This is a genomic window from Streptomyces sp. YJ-C3 (assembly GCF_053891275.1).
This window is the reverse complement of record NZ_CM132685.1, coordinates 7,526,494-7,540,360: the sequence shown is the minus strand read 5'-3', so window position 1 is coordinate 7,540,360 and position 13,867 is coordinate 7,526,494. Positions and strand designations below refer to the sequence as shown.

16 protein-coding genes and 2 tRNA genes are annotated in these 13,867 nt (G+C 70.9%); 15 read left to right on the top strand and 3 right to left on the bottom strand.

Translation table 11 applies throughout. From position 1 onward, the window contains the following. The first annotated feature begins 148 nt into the window (after positions 1–148). The 4 genes from ACVHNB_RS34095 to ACVHNB_RS34080 all read left to right on the top strand — a co-directional run bounded on the left by ACVHNB_RS34095 (position 149) and on the right by ACVHNB_RS34080 (position 3,859). Positions 149–625 carry a hypothetical protein gene (locus tag ACVHNB_RS34095; RefSeq protein ID WP_428954723.1) on the top strand — a complete coding sequence of 159 codons (477 nt, stop codon included), beginning with the start codon at positions 149–151 and terminating at the stop codon, positions 623–625. 124 nt (positions 626–749) lie between these two features. Beyond that, the gene (locus tag ACVHNB_RS34090) at positions 750–2,039 is read left to right on the top strand and encodes a glutamate-5-semialdehyde dehydrogenase (RefSeq protein ID WP_428954724.1); all 1,290 of its coding nucleotides are present in this window, start codon (positions 750–752) and stop codon (positions 2,037–2,039) included. A 65-nt stretch (positions 2,040–2,104) separates the two neighbouring features. After that, complete coding sequence (locus ACVHNB_RS34085; protein ID WP_428954725.1) at positions 2,105–2,695, top strand: SCO2584 family spore wall biosynthesis protein; 591 nt, start codon at positions 2,105–2,107, stop codon at positions 2,693–2,695. 78 nt (positions 2,696–2,773) lie between these two features. After that, the gene (locus tag ACVHNB_RS34080; RefSeq protein ID WP_428954726.1) at positions 2,774–3,859 is read left to right on the top strand and encodes an SCO2583 family membrane protein; all 1,086 of its coding nucleotides are present in this window, start codon (positions 2,774–2,776) and stop codon (positions 3,857–3,859) included. Between the two features lie 36 nt (positions 3,860–3,895). Here ACVHNB_RS34080 and ACVHNB_RS34075 read toward each other — a convergent pair whose 3' ends face one another. Continuing rightward, positions 3,896–4,981 (bottom strand): M48 family metallopeptidase, encoded by a 1,086-nt coding sequence (locus ACVHNB_RS34075; RefSeq protein WP_428954727.1) that lies wholly within the window; start codon positions 4,979–4,981, stop codon positions 3,896–3,898. Between the two features lie 130 nt (positions 4,982–5,111). Here ACVHNB_RS34075 and ACVHNB_RS34070 point away from each other — a divergent pair, with 130 nt between their 5' ends. The 7 genes from ACVHNB_RS34070 to ACVHNB_RS34040 all read left to right on the top strand — a co-directional run bounded on the left by ACVHNB_RS34070 (position 5,112) and on the right by ACVHNB_RS34040 (position 9,397). Further along, a complete protein-coding gene (locus ACVHNB_RS34070) occupies positions 5,112–5,273 on the top strand; it encodes a hypothetical protein (RefSeq protein ID WP_428954728.1) in 162 nt (53 codons plus the stop codon). Between the two features lie 179 nt (positions 5,274–5,452). Then, entirely contained in the window at positions 5,453–5,617 is a 165-nt protein-coding gene (locus tag ACVHNB_RS34065) for a hypothetical protein (protein ID WP_428954729.1), read from the top strand. A gap of 46 nt (positions 5,618–5,663) precedes the next feature. Then, a complete protein-coding gene (nadD, locus tag ACVHNB_RS34060) occupies positions 5,664–6,326 on the top strand; it encodes a nicotinate-nucleotide adenylyltransferase (RefSeq protein WP_428954730.1) in 663 nt (220 codons plus the stop codon). A gap of 25 nt (positions 6,327–6,351) precedes the next feature. Beyond that, complete coding sequence (locus tag ACVHNB_RS34055; protein WP_456226648.1) at positions 6,352–7,983, top strand: LCP family protein; 1,632 nt, start codon at positions 6,352–6,354, stop codon at positions 7,981–7,983. A 125-nt stretch (positions 7,984–8,108) separates the two neighbouring features. Beyond that, positions 8,109–8,567 (top strand): ribosome silencing factor, encoded by a 459-nt coding sequence (gene rsfS, locus ACVHNB_RS34050; protein WP_428954732.1) that lies wholly within the window; start codon positions 8,109–8,111, stop codon positions 8,565–8,567. Next, entirely contained in the window at positions 8,564–9,214 is a 651-nt protein-coding gene (locus ACVHNB_RS34045) for a histidine phosphatase family protein (RefSeq protein WP_428954733.1), read from the top strand. The genes rsfS and ACVHNB_RS34045 overlap by 4 nt, the downstream gene beginning before the upstream one ends. A gap of 110 nt (positions 9,215–9,324) precedes the next feature. Further along, positions 9,325–9,397, top strand: a tRNA-Ala gene (locus ACVHNB_RS34040). A 23-nt stretch (positions 9,398–9,420) separates the two neighbouring features. On the opposite strand, the gene ACVHNB_RS34035 is transcribed toward ACVHNB_RS34040, so the two are convergent. Then, positions 9,421–10,326 carry a helix-turn-helix transcriptional regulator gene (locus ACVHNB_RS34035; protein WP_428954734.1) on the bottom strand — a complete coding sequence of 302 codons (906 nt, stop codon included), beginning with the start codon at positions 10,324–10,326 and terminating at the stop codon, positions 9,421–9,423. Positions 10,327–10,538: 212 nt separating this feature from the next. Here ACVHNB_RS34035 and ACVHNB_RS34030 point away from each other — a divergent pair, with 212 nt between their 5' ends. The 3 genes from ACVHNB_RS34030 (at position 10,539) to ACVHNB_RS34020 (ending at position 12,450) form a co-directional block, all read left to right on the top strand. Beyond that, positions 10,539–11,903, top strand: a complete 1,365-nt coding sequence (locus ACVHNB_RS34030) for an MFS transporter (RefSeq protein ID WP_456228984.1) — start codon at positions 10,539–10,541, stop codon at positions 11,901–11,903. A gap of 88 nt (positions 11,904–11,991) precedes the next feature. After that, positions 11,992–12,213: a hypothetical protein gene (locus ACVHNB_RS34025; RefSeq protein WP_428954736.1), complete on the top strand. Its 222-nt coding sequence runs from the start codon at positions 11,992–11,994 to the stop codon at positions 12,211–12,213. Positions 12,214–12,216: 3 nt separating this feature from the next. Continuing rightward, a complete protein-coding gene (locus ACVHNB_RS34020) occupies positions 12,217–12,450 on the top strand; it encodes a hypothetical protein (protein ID WP_016643127.1) in 234 nt (77 codons plus the stop codon). Here the strand turns inward: ACVHNB_RS34020 and ACVHNB_RS34015 are convergent. Next, the gene (locus ACVHNB_RS34015; RefSeq protein ID WP_456226647.1) at positions 12,419–13,612 is read right to left on the bottom strand and encodes a glycosyltransferase 87 family protein; all 1,194 of its coding nucleotides are present in this window, start codon (positions 13,610–13,612) and stop codon (positions 12,419–12,421) included. The two genes, ACVHNB_RS34020 and ACVHNB_RS34015, sit on opposite strands and share 32 nt — an antisense overlap. A 146-nt stretch (positions 13,613–13,758) precedes the next feature. Here ACVHNB_RS34015 and ACVHNB_RS34010 point away from each other — a divergent pair. Then, positions 13,759–13,831, top strand: a tRNA-Ala gene (locus ACVHNB_RS34010). Positions 13,832–13,867: the final 36 nt, after the last annotated feature.

Here is a 13,867-nt window from a genome sequence, read left to right as displayed (position 1 = left end):
AAACCGCTGTGCAAACGGCCGGAAAGCCTGTCACCCGCGGGGGACCTTCCCCAAAACCACCCCACGAAGCCTCGTGGCCTGCTCAACTCTTGATGCAGGGAGTTCAGGCAGGGAAGTTCCGCACGACCATTGCGCGAAGGAGGCCGTCGTGAGACGAGTGCGCCCGGGGGCGTCGCCCCGAGGGTCGGCGGAGCGTGCACTGACCAGCGTGGCCGCCGGGGACGCGTACGAGGAGGAAGCCAGGGGCGACACCGTGTCCGACAAGGGCACGATGGCCGAAGAGGGCCCCCGCCTGTGGCACATCACGCTCAGCGTCTCCGGCGCCGAGACGTCCCTCGCGGAGGTCCGCCGCGGCCTCGAACAACTCGCTCACGACCATCCTTTCCTGCTGACCAGCCGCTATGCGGTCGACCACGCGGAGATCCGCTACTGGGAAGAGGCCCGCGATCTGCACGACGCGGCGGCCGTGGCGCTGCGCCTGTGGGGCGAGCACCGGCGGACCTCGCAGCTGCCGCCCTGGGAGATCGTGGGCCTGGAGGTCATCGACCGCCAGACCTACCACCACCGCATCGCGGAGGGCTACGGACCGCTTCCCGCCACCCCGGTCGGCGTACATCCCTTCTAGCGCACCGCGGGCGACCTGTGGTCGGACCGCGACAGAACCTTCGCCGAACCTGACCGTTTTCGGCCATGTCTCACCTCCCGAAACACCGTCTGGATGCCCGCCGTCCCCCGTTACGCTGCGGAGCATGACGTCGCTTTCGCTCAACCCGTACGACTCGATGACTCCGGTCACCCGGGCCGCGTACCGCGCCCGAGCCGCCGCCAACGACCTCGCCCCGCTGCCGCGCGCGGCGAAGGACGACGCGCTCGCGGCGATCGCCGACGCCCTCGAAGTGCGGACGGCGGAGATCGTCGAGGCCAACGCCAAGGACATCGCCCGCGCCCGTGAGGCCGGCACCAGCGAGTCGATCATCGACCGGCTGACCCTGACCCCCGAGCGGGTCCGCGCCATCGCCTCCGACGTGCGCGACGTCATCGCCCTGCCCGACCCGGTCGGCACGGTCGTCCGCGGCAACACCCTCCCGAACGGCATCGACCTGCGCCAGGTCCGCGTGCCGCTCGGTGTCGTCGGCATCATCTACGAGGCCCGGCCGAACGTGACGGTCGACGCCGCCGCCCTCTGCCTCAAGTCGGGCAACGCCGTGCTGCTGCGCGGCAGTTCCTCCGCGTACGAGTCGAACACCGCGCTCGTGCGCGTGCTGCGCGACGCCGTCGGCGGCAGCGGCCTGCCCGCCGACGTGATCCAGCTGGTCCCCGGCGAGAGCCGCGACTCGGTCACCGAGCTGATGCGCGCCCGCGGCCTGGTCGACGTCCTGATCCCGCGCGGCGGCGCCTCCCTCATCAAGAACGTCGTGGAGAACTCGATCGTCCCCGTGATCGAGACGGGCACCGGCAACTGCCACGTGTACGTCGACGCCGAAGCGGACATCGACATGGCCGTCGACATCCTCGTCAACTCCAAGGCGCAGCGCCCCTCCGTCTGCAACGCCGCCGAGACGCTCCTCGTGCACCAGGACATCGCCGACGCGTTCGTGCCGCGCGCCCTGGACGCCCTCGCCGACGCGGGCGTCACCGTCCACGCCGACCCGCGGATCCTCGCGTACGCGGACCGGTCCAAGGCCACCGTCGTCGAGGCGACCCCCGACGACTGGGAGACCGAGTACCTCTCGTACGACATCGCGGCCGCCGTCGTCGAGGACCTGGACAAGGCCGTCGAGCACATCCGGCTGTGGTCCTCCGGCCACACCGAGGCCATCGTCACCACCTCGCAGGCGGCGGCCCGCCGCTTCACCCAGCTCGTCGACTCCACGACGGTCGCGGTCAACGCCTCCACCCGCTTCACCGACGGCGGCCAGTTCGGCTTCGGCGCCGAGATCGGCATCTCCACGCAGAAGCTGCACGCCCGCGGCCCCATGGGACTGCCCGAGCTGACGAGCACCAAGTACATCGTCACGGGCGACGGGCACACCCGTTAAGAGTCTTGTGGGGTGAATTCCCTTACCGTCTGCCCAAATTGACCCCTCCGGTCTACTCTGGACGGGTGCCGGAGGACGTGGGGGGCACGCCGTTCCCGGACGGCTGGGAGCCCGACGACGACCACGACCGCGGGGGCTGGGACGAAGAGTTCGCCTCCGTGGTCTTCGACGAGGACTTCGTGAAGTCTGCCGAAGTCCATGAGCCGACCGCGGTCGAGCGCCTGCTCGCCGCGGCGCAGGCCCGTGCCGAGGCCCAGGAGGCCGAGGCCCGCAGGGCGCGCATACGCCGGGGACCCGACGACGACTTCTACGAGGACGGCGACGGCTACGGTCTGGACGACGCCGACGCGTTCGGCCGCGCTCCGGACGACGCCGACGGGCTGTACGAGGAGGGCCTGGAGCGGGACGGCCGGACCGGATCCCACGCCGGCATGATCCGCTGGCGCAGGCCGGTCGCCTGGGCCCTCGCGCTGCTCATGGGCATCGGCATGGTCGCCCTCGCCTTCACGGCCGTCTACCGGGGCGCCTCGGCGGGCCGCGACGACAAGGTCCCGCCGCCCGCGACGACGGAACTGGAGAAGAGCCTGCCGGGCTCGCCCTCCGCCTCCGCGGACTACTCGCGCCCGGCGGTTTCCGCGGTCCCGAGAACGCCCTGAGCGGCGGCGCGAGAGGCTGTCGGAAGTTGTCGCACACCAGGGCGTTTACCTGAGGTCCCGGAGACCTACCCTGAAGGTATGGGCGGGCCAGGAGACCCACCGGAGGGGACACCGGAGAGCGGCCCCGGCGGTGGCAGCGGAAGCGAGGACGAATACCGATCCGTCGTGTTCGACGAGTCGTTCGTCCGTGCTGCCCGCCTCCAGGAGTTCTCCGCGCAGGAGCGGATCACCGACCACGCGCCCGCCGTACGCCGCATGCCCGCACTGCGCCGCGGCCTGACCAGGCAGGCCGTCATACTCGTCGTCCTGATCCTCCTGGCCTTCGGCACCGCGATCTACATGGGCGTACGCAGCCCGTACCGCACGACCCCCGTCGCCCGGCACACCGAACCGCTGCGGATGACCGTCATCCCGCTCGCCCCCGCCGCGGCGGTCCCGGGCGCCGCCTCCGCCCACGACCTGTACGAGCACAGCCCCGCCGCCCGCTTCCGGATCGCCGCCGACGGCATCACGCTGCCGGCCGTCCAGCGCACCGCGCACTTCTCCGACAGCCAGGTCATCACCGCGCTGACCACCGTCAAGGACTACCTCGTCGACTCCTCGCTCGACCCGGACGTGCTCACCGGGGGAGCCCTCCGGCCCGTGCGCATGCTCGTCGACCCGCAGCAGCTCGACCAGTTCGACCAGAGCTTCGACCGGCCTGCCGCGGACGGGCGGCACGCGGCGACCGGCTGGCTCGTCCGCTTCGACCCGGCGCAGGCCGAGCTCGCCGACCCCCGCATACGGGTCCAGGGCACCCTGCACGCCGCCGAGACCGACACGGACACCCTCGAAGTGACCTCCGACCACACCTTCGTGTACGCGCTGCGGCCCGCGGACGCCGCCGACGGCGCGCGGGCCTCCCTGTTCACGGTCCGCCGCGAGCTGCACTTCCGCTTCGACCGCGAGGACCTGCGCAACCACCAGGCCGAACTGCTCGTGTCCTACGTCCAGGCCGGCCCGCTCGCCTGCTCCGCGGACTCCACCGAGCATCTGCACCCGCTGCTCGCGGGCCAGACGGCGAAGAAGGGCGGCCCGGCGGGCACCGACCCGTACGCGACGGGCAGTGCGACCGCGCTGTGCGGCGCGCTCGCACCGGGCGCCCAGCCGTCCCTCAAGAGCTAGCGGCCGCCCCTCAAGAGCCGGCGACCGCCCGCGGGCCTACTCGTCGTCGGCGGTGCCGTGGTTGCCGTTGTTGCCCCCGCCGTTGCCGGCCCCGAAGCTCCCGAAGCCGCGCCGCACCCGGCCGCCGAGGTCGCCGGCGCCGCCCGCGATGTCGCTGACCAGCTTCATCAGCGGGTCCTTCGAGCTCTTGACGTGGTCCGTGTAGTGCGCGGCCGACTCGCGGAACGAGTCGGTCACCGACGTGTCCTTGTCCTCGGTGCGGCGCGGGTAGTGGCCGTCCATCAGCCGCTGGTAGTCGCGGGTCTCCGCCCACTTCTTCAGCTCGGCGGCGCGCACCGTGGTGAACGGGTGGGAGCGCGGCATCACATTCAGGATCTTCAGGACGGAGTCCCGCAGATCGCCCCCGGCCTCGTACTCCTCGGCCTGCTTGAGGAACGCGTCCACGTTCATCTCGTGCAGGTGATTGCCGCCCGCGATCTTCATCAGGCCGCGCATCGAGGCCTGCAGGTCCTGGCCGACCAGCAGTCCCGCGCGGTCCGCCGACAGTTCGGACTTGCGGAACCACTCGCGCAGCGCCGTCACGATCGCCATGATCGCGAGGTTGCCGAGCGGGATCCACGCCACGCGCAGCGCGAGGCTGGTCAGGAACAGCAGGATCGTCCGGTACACGGAGTGACCCGACAGCGCGTGGCCCACCTCGTGGCCGACGACCGCCCGCATCTCCTCCTCGTCGAGCAGCTCCACCAGGCCGGTGGTGACGACGATGATCGGCTCGTCCAGACCGATGCACATCGCGTTCGGCTGCGGGTCCTGGTTCACGTACATCGGCGGGACCTTCTCCAGGTCCAGGATGTAACAGGCGTCCCGCAGCATCGAGTTGAGGTGCGCGAACTGGTCGTCGGACACCCGCACCGAGTCCGAGAGGAACAGCAGACGCAGGCTGCGCTCCGGCAGCAGACCGCTCAGCGCCTTGAAGACCGTGTCGAAGCCGCTGAGCTTGCGCAGCGCCACCAGGGCGGAGCGGTCCGCGGGGTGCTCGTACGCCCGGGAGGAGATGCCCGGGAAACGCCGGCGCTGCCTGCTGGGTACGTTGTCGTGCTGCTCGTTCGGTTCGTCGGGCATGCGGCCCCCCATGTCGATGGCATGTCGATGACGGTCGAGTCTGTCGAAGCGTTCGGTTGTGCCCCCAAGGTGGGGTCCAGACTAGGCGGAGATACCGTGACGGGGCAGCACACAGAAGGAGCGAACCGTCATGGATCAGCACACCGACGCCGTCCGGCTCGACCACGTGGTCAGTGCGGCAGCCTCCGATCAGGGCGCCGGCAACCTGTTGCGCATCGTGCTGGTCGTGGGGGTGCTCGGCGCCGTCTTCCTCGCCTGGTTCCTGCTGCGCGGCTACAAGCGCGACGACTGAGAGCGACTCAGGACGACTCAGGACGCCTGGGACAGAGCCACCGGAGCGGGTGACCGGCACCGGGTGTGCGACCGTCCGAGGGCCGTACGGCAGAGTCGGCGTGAGCGCCGCGAGGCGCCCCGCTTACGATGGGCCGGAAGTCTTTATCCCGATCCCACACCGGATAGGTCCTGCTGAAGATGAGCCTCCCAAGCACCGCTGCCCAGCTGGCCACTCTCGCCGCCGAGGGCGGCGAGCACGGCGGCAACCACGAGAGCATCAGCCCCTTGATGACGGGCGGCGCCGCCCTCGTCATCCTGCTCCTGCTGCTGTGGATCGTGACCCGCTTCAACCGCGACCGCTGAGCCCGGAGGGCGGAGCACTCGGATCGGGCCAGTAGGCTCTGCACGCATGGGAGCGCAGGACATGCCTACCGGCCCGGTCAACAGCCCGGCCGGCGGCCCGGATCGCGAGTGGGTGTCACCCGCCAAGCGACGCCTCGGCGTCATGGGCGGAACGTTTGACCCGATCCACCACGGACACCTGGTGGCGGCCAGCGAGGTCGCCGCGCAGTTCCACCTCGACGAGGTGGTGTTCGTACCGACCGGGCAGCCGTGGCAGAAGAGCGACAAGAAGGTCTCCCCGGCCGAGGACCGCTATCTGATGACGGTCATCGCCACCGCGGAGAACCCGCAGTTCTCGGTCAGCCGCATCGACATCGACCGCGGCGGCCCGACGTACACCACGGACACGCTGCGCGATCTGCGCGCGCTCAACCCGGACACGGACCTCTTCTTCATCACGGGCGCCGACGCCCTCGGCCAGATCCTCACCTGGCGGTACACCGAAGAGCTCTTCTCCCTGGCACACTTCATCGGCGTCACCCGGCCCGGCCACCCGCTCACGGACCCGGGCCTCCCGGAGGGCGGCGTCTCGCTCGTCGAGGTGCCGGCCCTCGCGATCTCGTCCACGGATTGCCGGGACAGGGTCGCCAAGGGGGACCCCATCTGGTACATGGTGCCGGACGGTGTGGTGCGCTACATCGACAAGCGCCAGCTGTACCGAGGCGAATGACCCTGCACCGCCGAGAGGGGCATCGGTGAACGACCGCTACGACGGTTACGACCAGCGCAACGAGCAGTACGAGCTGGTCGGCTACGACGAGTTCGGCCAGCCGGTGTACCGGCAGGTCCAGCAGGCGCCGTCGTACGAGCAGCACTCCGGGTACGGATACGGCTACGACCCGTACGCGACCGGGCAGCAGCCGCCGGTTCCGCCCGCTCCGCCGCAGCAGCAGCCCGCGCAGTCGTACGACCCGTACGGCACCGGCACCTACGACCCGTACGGCCAGGCCGCCGGGACCGGTGAACAGCCCCGGGTCGCCCAGCCGAGCCGGCAGCAGACCGAGCAGGCCACCGCCTATATCCCGCAGCAGGCGCCGCCGCCGCAGGAGCCCGACCGGCAGGAACGCGAGTACCGCACCGAGCAGTTCTCCTTCGTGGAGGAGCCGGACGAGAACTCCGAAGACGTCATCGACTGGCTCAAGTTCACCGAGTCGCGCAGCGAGCGGCGCGAGGAGGCCAGACGGCGCGGCCGCAACCGCGTCGTCGCCCTCGTCGTCGTCCTCGCCCTGTGCGTCGTCGGCGGCGTCGGCTACCTCTGGTACGCGGGCAAGCTGCCGTTCCTGTCCGAGGACACGGCGAAGAGCGGCGCCGAGGCCGCGGCCGGACCGCAGAACCGCGACGTCATCGTCGTCCACCTGCACAACACCAAGGGCGGTGAGACCTTGTCGGCGCTGCTCGTCAACAACAGCACCACCGGGCAGGGCACGACCGTCCTGCTGCCCAACACCCTCGCCCTGACCGACGAGGACGGCACCGCCACCACGCTGCGCAAGTCCGTCGACGACGACGGGTCCTCGGGCACCAGCGGCGCGATCGACACCCTGCTCGGCACCGACGTCGAGGGCACCTGGCGACTCGACACCCCCTACCTGAACAACCTCGTCGAACTCGTCGGCGACATCGACATCGACACCAACGCGGACGTGCCCGACCCGGCCAAGAAGGGCACGGACCTCGTCCACAAGGGCGAGAACCAGACCCTCAGCGGCCCGATGGCCGTCGCGTACGCCACCTACCAGGGCAAGGGCGAGGCCGAGACGGCGCAGCTCATGCGGTTCGGCCAAGTCATGCAGGGCGTGCTGCGCAAGCTGTCGTCCGACCCGCAGGCCGCGACGACCACCGTGCAGACGCTGGCCCAGATCCTCGACCCTTCGCTGACCGAGAAGGACCTCGGCGCCTTCCTCGCCAAGCTCGCCGACCACGCCAAGGAGGGCGACTACAAGACCGCCCTGCTCCCGGTCCAGCAGGGCGGCACCCTCTCCGAAGCCGCCGCGAACTCCGTGGTCAAGGACGTCCTCGGCGGCACCGTGAAGGCCCCCGCCAAGGGCGACTCGCTGCGCGTCGCCATCAAGAACGCCACCGGCGTCAAGACCCGCACCGAGACGGCCCGCGTCGCCCTGGTCAACGGCGGCTACACCTTCGTCGAGGGCGGCACCGGCACCTCGCTGGCCACGTCCCAGGTGACGTACGGCGACGACGCCGGAAAGCAGGACGCCGTCGAGGTCGCCAAGACGCTCGGCCTGTCCACCTCGGCGGTGAAGAAGGGCAAGGCCGCGGCGAACGCGGACGTGTCCGTGGTCCTCGGCCAGGACTACACCGGCAAGTGACCTCCCGGTGGCCCCGGAACCGTGCGGTCCGGGGCCACCGGCGACGCCGTGAGGCCATCCGGCGGTCCGTGAGACCCTTGGGGTAACCCCGTGAGGGATTCTGACCGCCGACCGAAAGCCTTGTAGTGACCGCCACTGACCGTTCCCTCGAGCTCATCACCGTCGCCGCACAGGCGGCCGCCGACAAGCTCGCGCACGACATCATCGCCTACGACGTCAGCGACGTGCTGTCCATCACGGACGCCTTCCTGCTGGCCTCCGCGCCCAACGACCGCCAGGTCAAGTCGATCGTCGACGAGATCGAGGAGCGGCTGAGCAAGGAGCTCGGCAGCAAGCCGGTCCGCCGCGAGGGCGACCGCGACGCCCGCTGGATCCTGCTCGACTACGTCGACATCGTCGTCCACGTCCAGCACAGCGAGGAGCGCGTCTTCTACGCCCTCGAGCGCCTCTGGAAGGACTGCCCCGAGCTGGACCTGCCCGCCGACGCCAAGGCCACCCGCGGCAAGGGCGCGGAGCACGCCCAGCGCGAGCAGGCCGCGGAGGACGCGGAGGACATCCGCGAGCTCGGCGGTGAGGTCCTTTGACCAGCGGCTCCCACCGGGGCCGCCGGGTCGTCCTGTGGCGCCACGGCCAGACGTCCTGGAACCTGGAGCGCCGCTTCCAGGGCACCACGGACATCGAGCTGACCGAGGCCGGCGTCGCCCAGGCCCGCCGCGCCGCCCGGCTGCTCGCCTCGCTGAAGCCGGACGCCATCGTCGCCTCCGACCTCAAGCGGGCCGCGGCCACCGCGGGCGAGCTGTCCGCCCTGACCGGCCTCGACATCACGCACGACGAGGGTCTGCGCGAGACGTACGCCGGTGAGTGGCAGGGCCTGACGCACGACGAGATCATCGCGCGGTACGGCGAGCAGTACGCCGCGTGGAAGCGCGGCGAGCCGGTGCGCCGCGGCGGCGGCGAACTGGAGACCGAGGTCGCCGACCGGGCCGCGCCCGTCGTGCTGCGGCACGCGGACAAGCTGCCGGACAACGGCCTGCTCGTCGTGGTCAGCCACGGCGGCACCATCCGCACCACCATCGGTCGCCTCCTGGGCCTGGAGTCCCACCACTGGGAGGGGCTCGGCGGTCTGTCGAACTGCTGCTGGTCCGTCCTCGGCGAGGGCGCGCGCGGCTGGCGGCTGCTCGAGCACAACGCCGGCACGCTGCCCGAGCCGGTCCTCGGCGACGACGACTGAGCCGGTCCCCGTGGGCCGCGGGGACCGGATTTCACTTTCCGGCAGGTCGCAGGCTAAAGTTCTTCTTGTTCGGCCCGCCGGGGAAAACACCGGGGGGAAGAGCACAGCAAGGGGCTATAGCTCAGTTGGTAGAGCGCCTGCATGGCATGCAGGAGGTCAGGAGTTCAATTCTCCTTAGCTCCACAGGAATCGAAGATCCCGTCCCGTCAGGGGCGGGATCTTTCGTTGTCCGCGCGCAGTCTTCCCAGCAGCGCGCGGGTCTCCTCGTCCGCCGGCGAGTACGCGACGATCCGGCACTCCGGCATGTTGTCGATCGTCAGCGACGTCGACGTCATCCGCAGCTCGTCACCGAGCTCCTGGTGCCGGAACGTCTTGACGTACCGCCCGGGCGGCGCGACGTCGCCGCTGCGCCACAGCTCGGCGAAGCAGTCGCTGGCCCCGGACAGGGCGTGGATGAACTCCTCCCATACGGGCTCGCCCACATGGCGCCCGTACGCCGAGCGCAGGATCGCCACCATCACGGGCAGCTCGCTCTCGCGGAAGAGCAGCGGGCACAGCTCGTCCGGAGCGACGAACAGCGTCCACATCGCATTGGCGACCCGCTGAGTGGTGGGATCCCTCAGGTCCCGTGAGACCCGGAAGAGCAGGCGGTACGCGAGGTTCGTGGCCAGCAGGTCGTAGCGCGCGTTGTACACCACCGCCGGGAGCGGGTCGAGGGCGTCGAGAATGCCCTGCACGTCCGCCGCGACCGTGCTCGGCCCGGACTCCGGCGCCGAGGCGAACGGCACCCCCGCCAACTGGTACAGGTGCTCCCGCTCCAGCCGGTCGAGCCGCAGCGTCCGCGCCACCGCGTCCAGGACCTGCGGAGAGGCGTTGATGGGGCGGCCCTGCTCCAGCCACGTGTACCAGGTGACGCCGACACCGGAGAGCTGGGCGACCTCCTCGCGGCGCAGACCGGGCGTGCGCCGGCGCGGGCCCGGCGGCATGCCGACGTCCTGCGGAGTCACTCTGGCCCGGCGGCCGCGCAGAAAGGCGGCCAGCTCGGGCCTGCGGCGGTCGTGCGTGCGCGCTGCCGTGCGGTCCGTCGCGGTCATCGTCGTCACATCCCCCATCGTGTGCGCCGGCGCGGTGCCCCGGAAGGCACGTACCGGGTGCTGCCAGTACCAGCATCAGCGGGCTCTCGGCACCCGTATCCGATCGGCGTCAGGCTCCAGCCATGACGACGACCACCCCGGAAAGCCCGCGTTCCCCAACTCCCGGATCCAGTAAAGCCCCTGGCACTGACAACAGCACCGCGCCCGGTCGCGGGCGGCTGCTCGCCGTGGTGCTCATCGCCCAGTTCATGGCGGTCCTCGACGTGTTCATCGTGAACGTCGCCGCACCCACGATGCGCAGCGAACTCGACGCGTCCGGCGCCGCACTGCAGCTCGTCATCGCCGGATACACCATCACGTACGCCGTGCTGCTGATCACCGGCGCGCGGCTCGGCGACCTGTTCGGGCACCGCCGGGCCGTGCTCGGCGGGCTCGCGGTGTTCACCGCGGCCTCGCTCGCCTGCGGACTGGCGCGGAGCAGCGGCGAGCTGATCGCGTTCCGCATGCTGCAGGGCGCGGGGGCGGCGCTGATGATCCCGCAGGTGCTCAGCCTCATCCAGCGCCACTTCACCGGGGACTCCCGCACCCGGGCCCTCGGCGCGTACGCAGCCGTGCTCGCCGTGGGCGCCGCGGCCGGGCAGGTGCTCGGCGGGGTGCTGGTCAGCGCCGATCTGTTCGGCACCGGCTGGCGCTCGGTGTTCCTCGTCAACGTGCCCGTCGGCCTGGCCCTGCTCGTCCTCGGGCGACGGGAACTGCCCCGCGACGGTGCGCGCCGGGCGGGGAGCGCGCGGCCGCTCGACCTGCCGGGGCTCGTGCTGCTCGGCGGGGCCGTCTCGCTGCTCACCGTGCCGCTCGTGCTCGGCCAGGAAGAGGGCTGGCCGCTGTGGTCCTGGCTGTGCCTGGCCGCTTCCGTCGTGGTGTTCGCCCTGTTCTGCGGCTACGAGGCCGCCCTGGCGCGGCGCGGCGGCGCACCGCTGATCGCGCCGCGGGTACTGCGCGTGCCCGGCATCGGCCTCGCCGTCCTGCGGATCCTCGCCGGGATGGCCGTCAACGCCGGCTACCTCTTCGCGCTGACCCTCCACGTACAGAGCGGCCTCGGCTACAGCGCGCTGCGCGCCGGGCTGACGTTCGCGCCCACCGCCGTCGTGTTCGGCGCGGTCGGACTGACCTGGCGGCGCTGGCCCGCACGCCTGCAACCGGCCCTGATCCCGGGCGGGTTCGTCCTCGCGGCGGCGGGGGCGCTCGGCACCGGGCTCGCGCTGCGCGGCGGGGACGGCGGCGGATTCTGGCTCTACGTCTCCTTCGTGGCGATCGGCGCGGGCCTCGCGCTCGGCTTCAGCCCGACGCTCACGAAGGCCCTGGCGACGGTGCGGCCGCAGGACGCGGCCGACGCCAGCGGGCTGCTCGCCACCGTCACACAACTCGGCCAACTCGTCGGGGTCGCCGCTTTCGGCGCACTTTTCCTCAACCGCCTTGAGGCGTCGGAGGCTCCTGGGGCGTATACATCTGCGGACGCCCTCCTGATGTGCGCTTATGCGCTGGCCGGGGCGGCTCTCCTGGGTGCCGTGTCCGGACTGGTACGCAGGCGTCGCTGACCGTATTGCTCCGGCCGTGGCAGAATCGGACGGCCGGATGGGGGCTGCGTCCGACCGACGAAGACGGCCCGACGGGAGGGAGTGCGCGATGCCCTTGAGCATCAACGAGGAGGCCGACCGCCTCCTCGGCGTGGCAGTGATACCCGCCGAGCCCCCGGCCCCGCCCCGTACCTCCGGCGACGTCCCCCTTGCTGCCGGGGACGTTCTCCTCAACTGTCCGTCCTGCGGCTCCCGCCACGTCGCCCAGATGCTGGGCGACAACGGCGGGATCTCGTACGTGTGCACGGCCTGCGGCCACCTCTGGAGCTGATCGATGGGTGCACACAGGAGGAAGTGCGATTGGTGCGGCAGCGGTACGCCCATCGTGCGCGACATGGAGCCGGTGAACCCGGACTACCAGTACTGGTGCGAGGAGTGCGCGCGGGCGCTGATCATAAAGGGCGACCCGATCGAGACGTATCGGGAACTGGAGGGCGAGCCGATCTACGGCCGCCTCCTCGACGAGCACTGCACCCTCAAGCGGTTCTACTCGTTCGCCACAGCCTGACCCCGGAGTACACCAGGAAGGCGTACGCCGCTCCTACGTAGAGCGCCGACAGCGCCGACTGCTCCATGTTCTGGTGCAGTTCGGGCCTGCCCGAGCCGTGCGGCACCCACCACACCGCGTACGAGCAGAACAGTGCCGCCATGACGGCGGCGGTACGCCGGCGGCCCGACTCCCACACCAGCAGGACCAGCGGCACGCACCACACCCAGTGGTGCGACCAGGAGACCGGACTGACCAGGAGCGCCGTCGTCGCGCACGCCACCACGGCCTGGGCGCGCCGTCCGCGCAGAGCCGCCGCGACGGCCACCGCGAGGCCGAGAGCGCCCGTCACGGCGGCTGCCAGGGCCCACCACGGGCTCGGGTCGCCGGTGTGCAGCAGCCGGGCCAGGACGCCGCGCAGCGACTGGTTCGCGGTCTCCTCGGCATGTCCCACCCGGCTCGCCTCGAAGACCATCCGGGTCCAGAAGCGGCGGGAGTCGTACGGCAGTGCCACGGCGGCCAGCGCCGTGGCACCGAGGAACGCGCACACCGCCACGCACGCGGCCCGCAGCCACGGCCACCAGGCCCCCCGCCTGGTCACCGCCAGCGTGATTCCCGTACACACCAGGAAGACGGCGAACAGCGCCGGCGTCAGCTTGACCGCCGCCGCGACCCCGATCCCCGCACCCGCCCACCGGTGCCCCGGTCGCCGCGTGAGATCCCACAGGACCAGCACCGCCAGCAGGAGATTGACCTGCCCGTAGCGCAGCGTCGTCCACACCGGCTCGCACCACACGGCGCCCGCGGCCACCCACAAGGCGTGCTCCACGCGCGCGTGCCGCCCCACGAGCCGTAAGGACAACTGCACGAAGGCGACAAGGAGAGCGAGGTTCGCGACGGTCGCCGTAGCGCGCAGCGTGACGACATCCAGGAACGTCAGCGGAATGAACAACAGCGCGGCGAACGGCGGATAGGTGGTGGGCAGCCGGGCATGAGTCGCCCGCAGCGCATACAAGTCGCCACCCGCTCTCGCGGTCGCCCCCTCCGCTCTGTAGACCATCAAGTCGATCATCGAGACATGGGCGGCCCGCTGGGCGATCCAGAAGCTCACGAAGGAGAGCAGGCAGACGGCCAGGGCCGCGGGCACACGGCGATGGGCGCGGGGCAGGGCGAGGGCGGTCACGTCAGGCGACCCTAGTGGCCCTATCCGTCCTCTTTCCGTACAGAGCGGGGCAGATGGGAAACGATTTGGTGATGCACCTGGGGGACCGTGTAATGTTGGCGTCGCCGCCGGGGAAACCGACAGGAAAACCGGGCGGAGCACAGCAAGGGGCTATAGCTCAGTTGGTAGAGCGCCTGCATGGCATGCAGGAGGTCAGGAGTTCAATTCTCCTTAGCTCCACAGTGATGTGAAGCGGGCCATCCGATCGGATGGCCC

Bases quoted from the DNA above. Each gene is read 5' to 3' on its own strand.
- ACVHNB_RS34070 (WP_428954728.1), top strand. From the start codon at position 5,112: ATGGATCAGCACACCGACGCCGTCCGGCTCGACCACGTGGTCAGTGCG.
- ACVHNB_RS34035 (WP_428954734.1), bottom strand. From the start codon at position 10,326: ATGGGGGATGTGACGACGATGACCGCGACGGACCGCACGGCAGCGCGC.
- ACVHNB_RS34080 (WP_428954726.1), top strand. From the start codon at position 2,774: ATGGGCGGGCCAGGAGACCCACCGGAGGGGACACCGGAGAGCGGCCCC.
- ACVHNB_RS34020 (WP_016643127.1), top strand. From the start codon at position 12,217: ATGGGTGCACACAGGAGGAAGTGCGATTGGTGCGGCAGCGGTACGCCC.
- ACVHNB_RS34025 (WP_428954736.1), top strand. From the start codon at position 11,992: ATGCCCTTGAGCATCAACGAGGAGGCCGACCGCCTCCTCGGCGTGGCA.
- nadD (WP_428954730.1), top strand. From the start codon at position 5,664: ATGGGAGCGCAGGACATGCCTACCGGCCCGGTCAACAGCCCGGCCGGC.
- ACVHNB_RS34075 (WP_428954727.1), bottom strand. From the start codon at position 4,981: ATGCCCGACGAACCGAACGAGCAGCACGACAACGTACCCAGCAGGCAG.
- ACVHNB_RS34065 (WP_428954729.1), top strand. From the start codon at position 5,453: ATGAGCCTCCCAAGCACCGCTGCCCAGCTGGCCACTCTCGCCGCCGAG.
- ACVHNB_RS34090 (WP_428954724.1), top strand. From the start codon at position 750: ATGACGTCGCTTTCGCTCAACCCGTACGACTCGATGACTCCGGTCACC.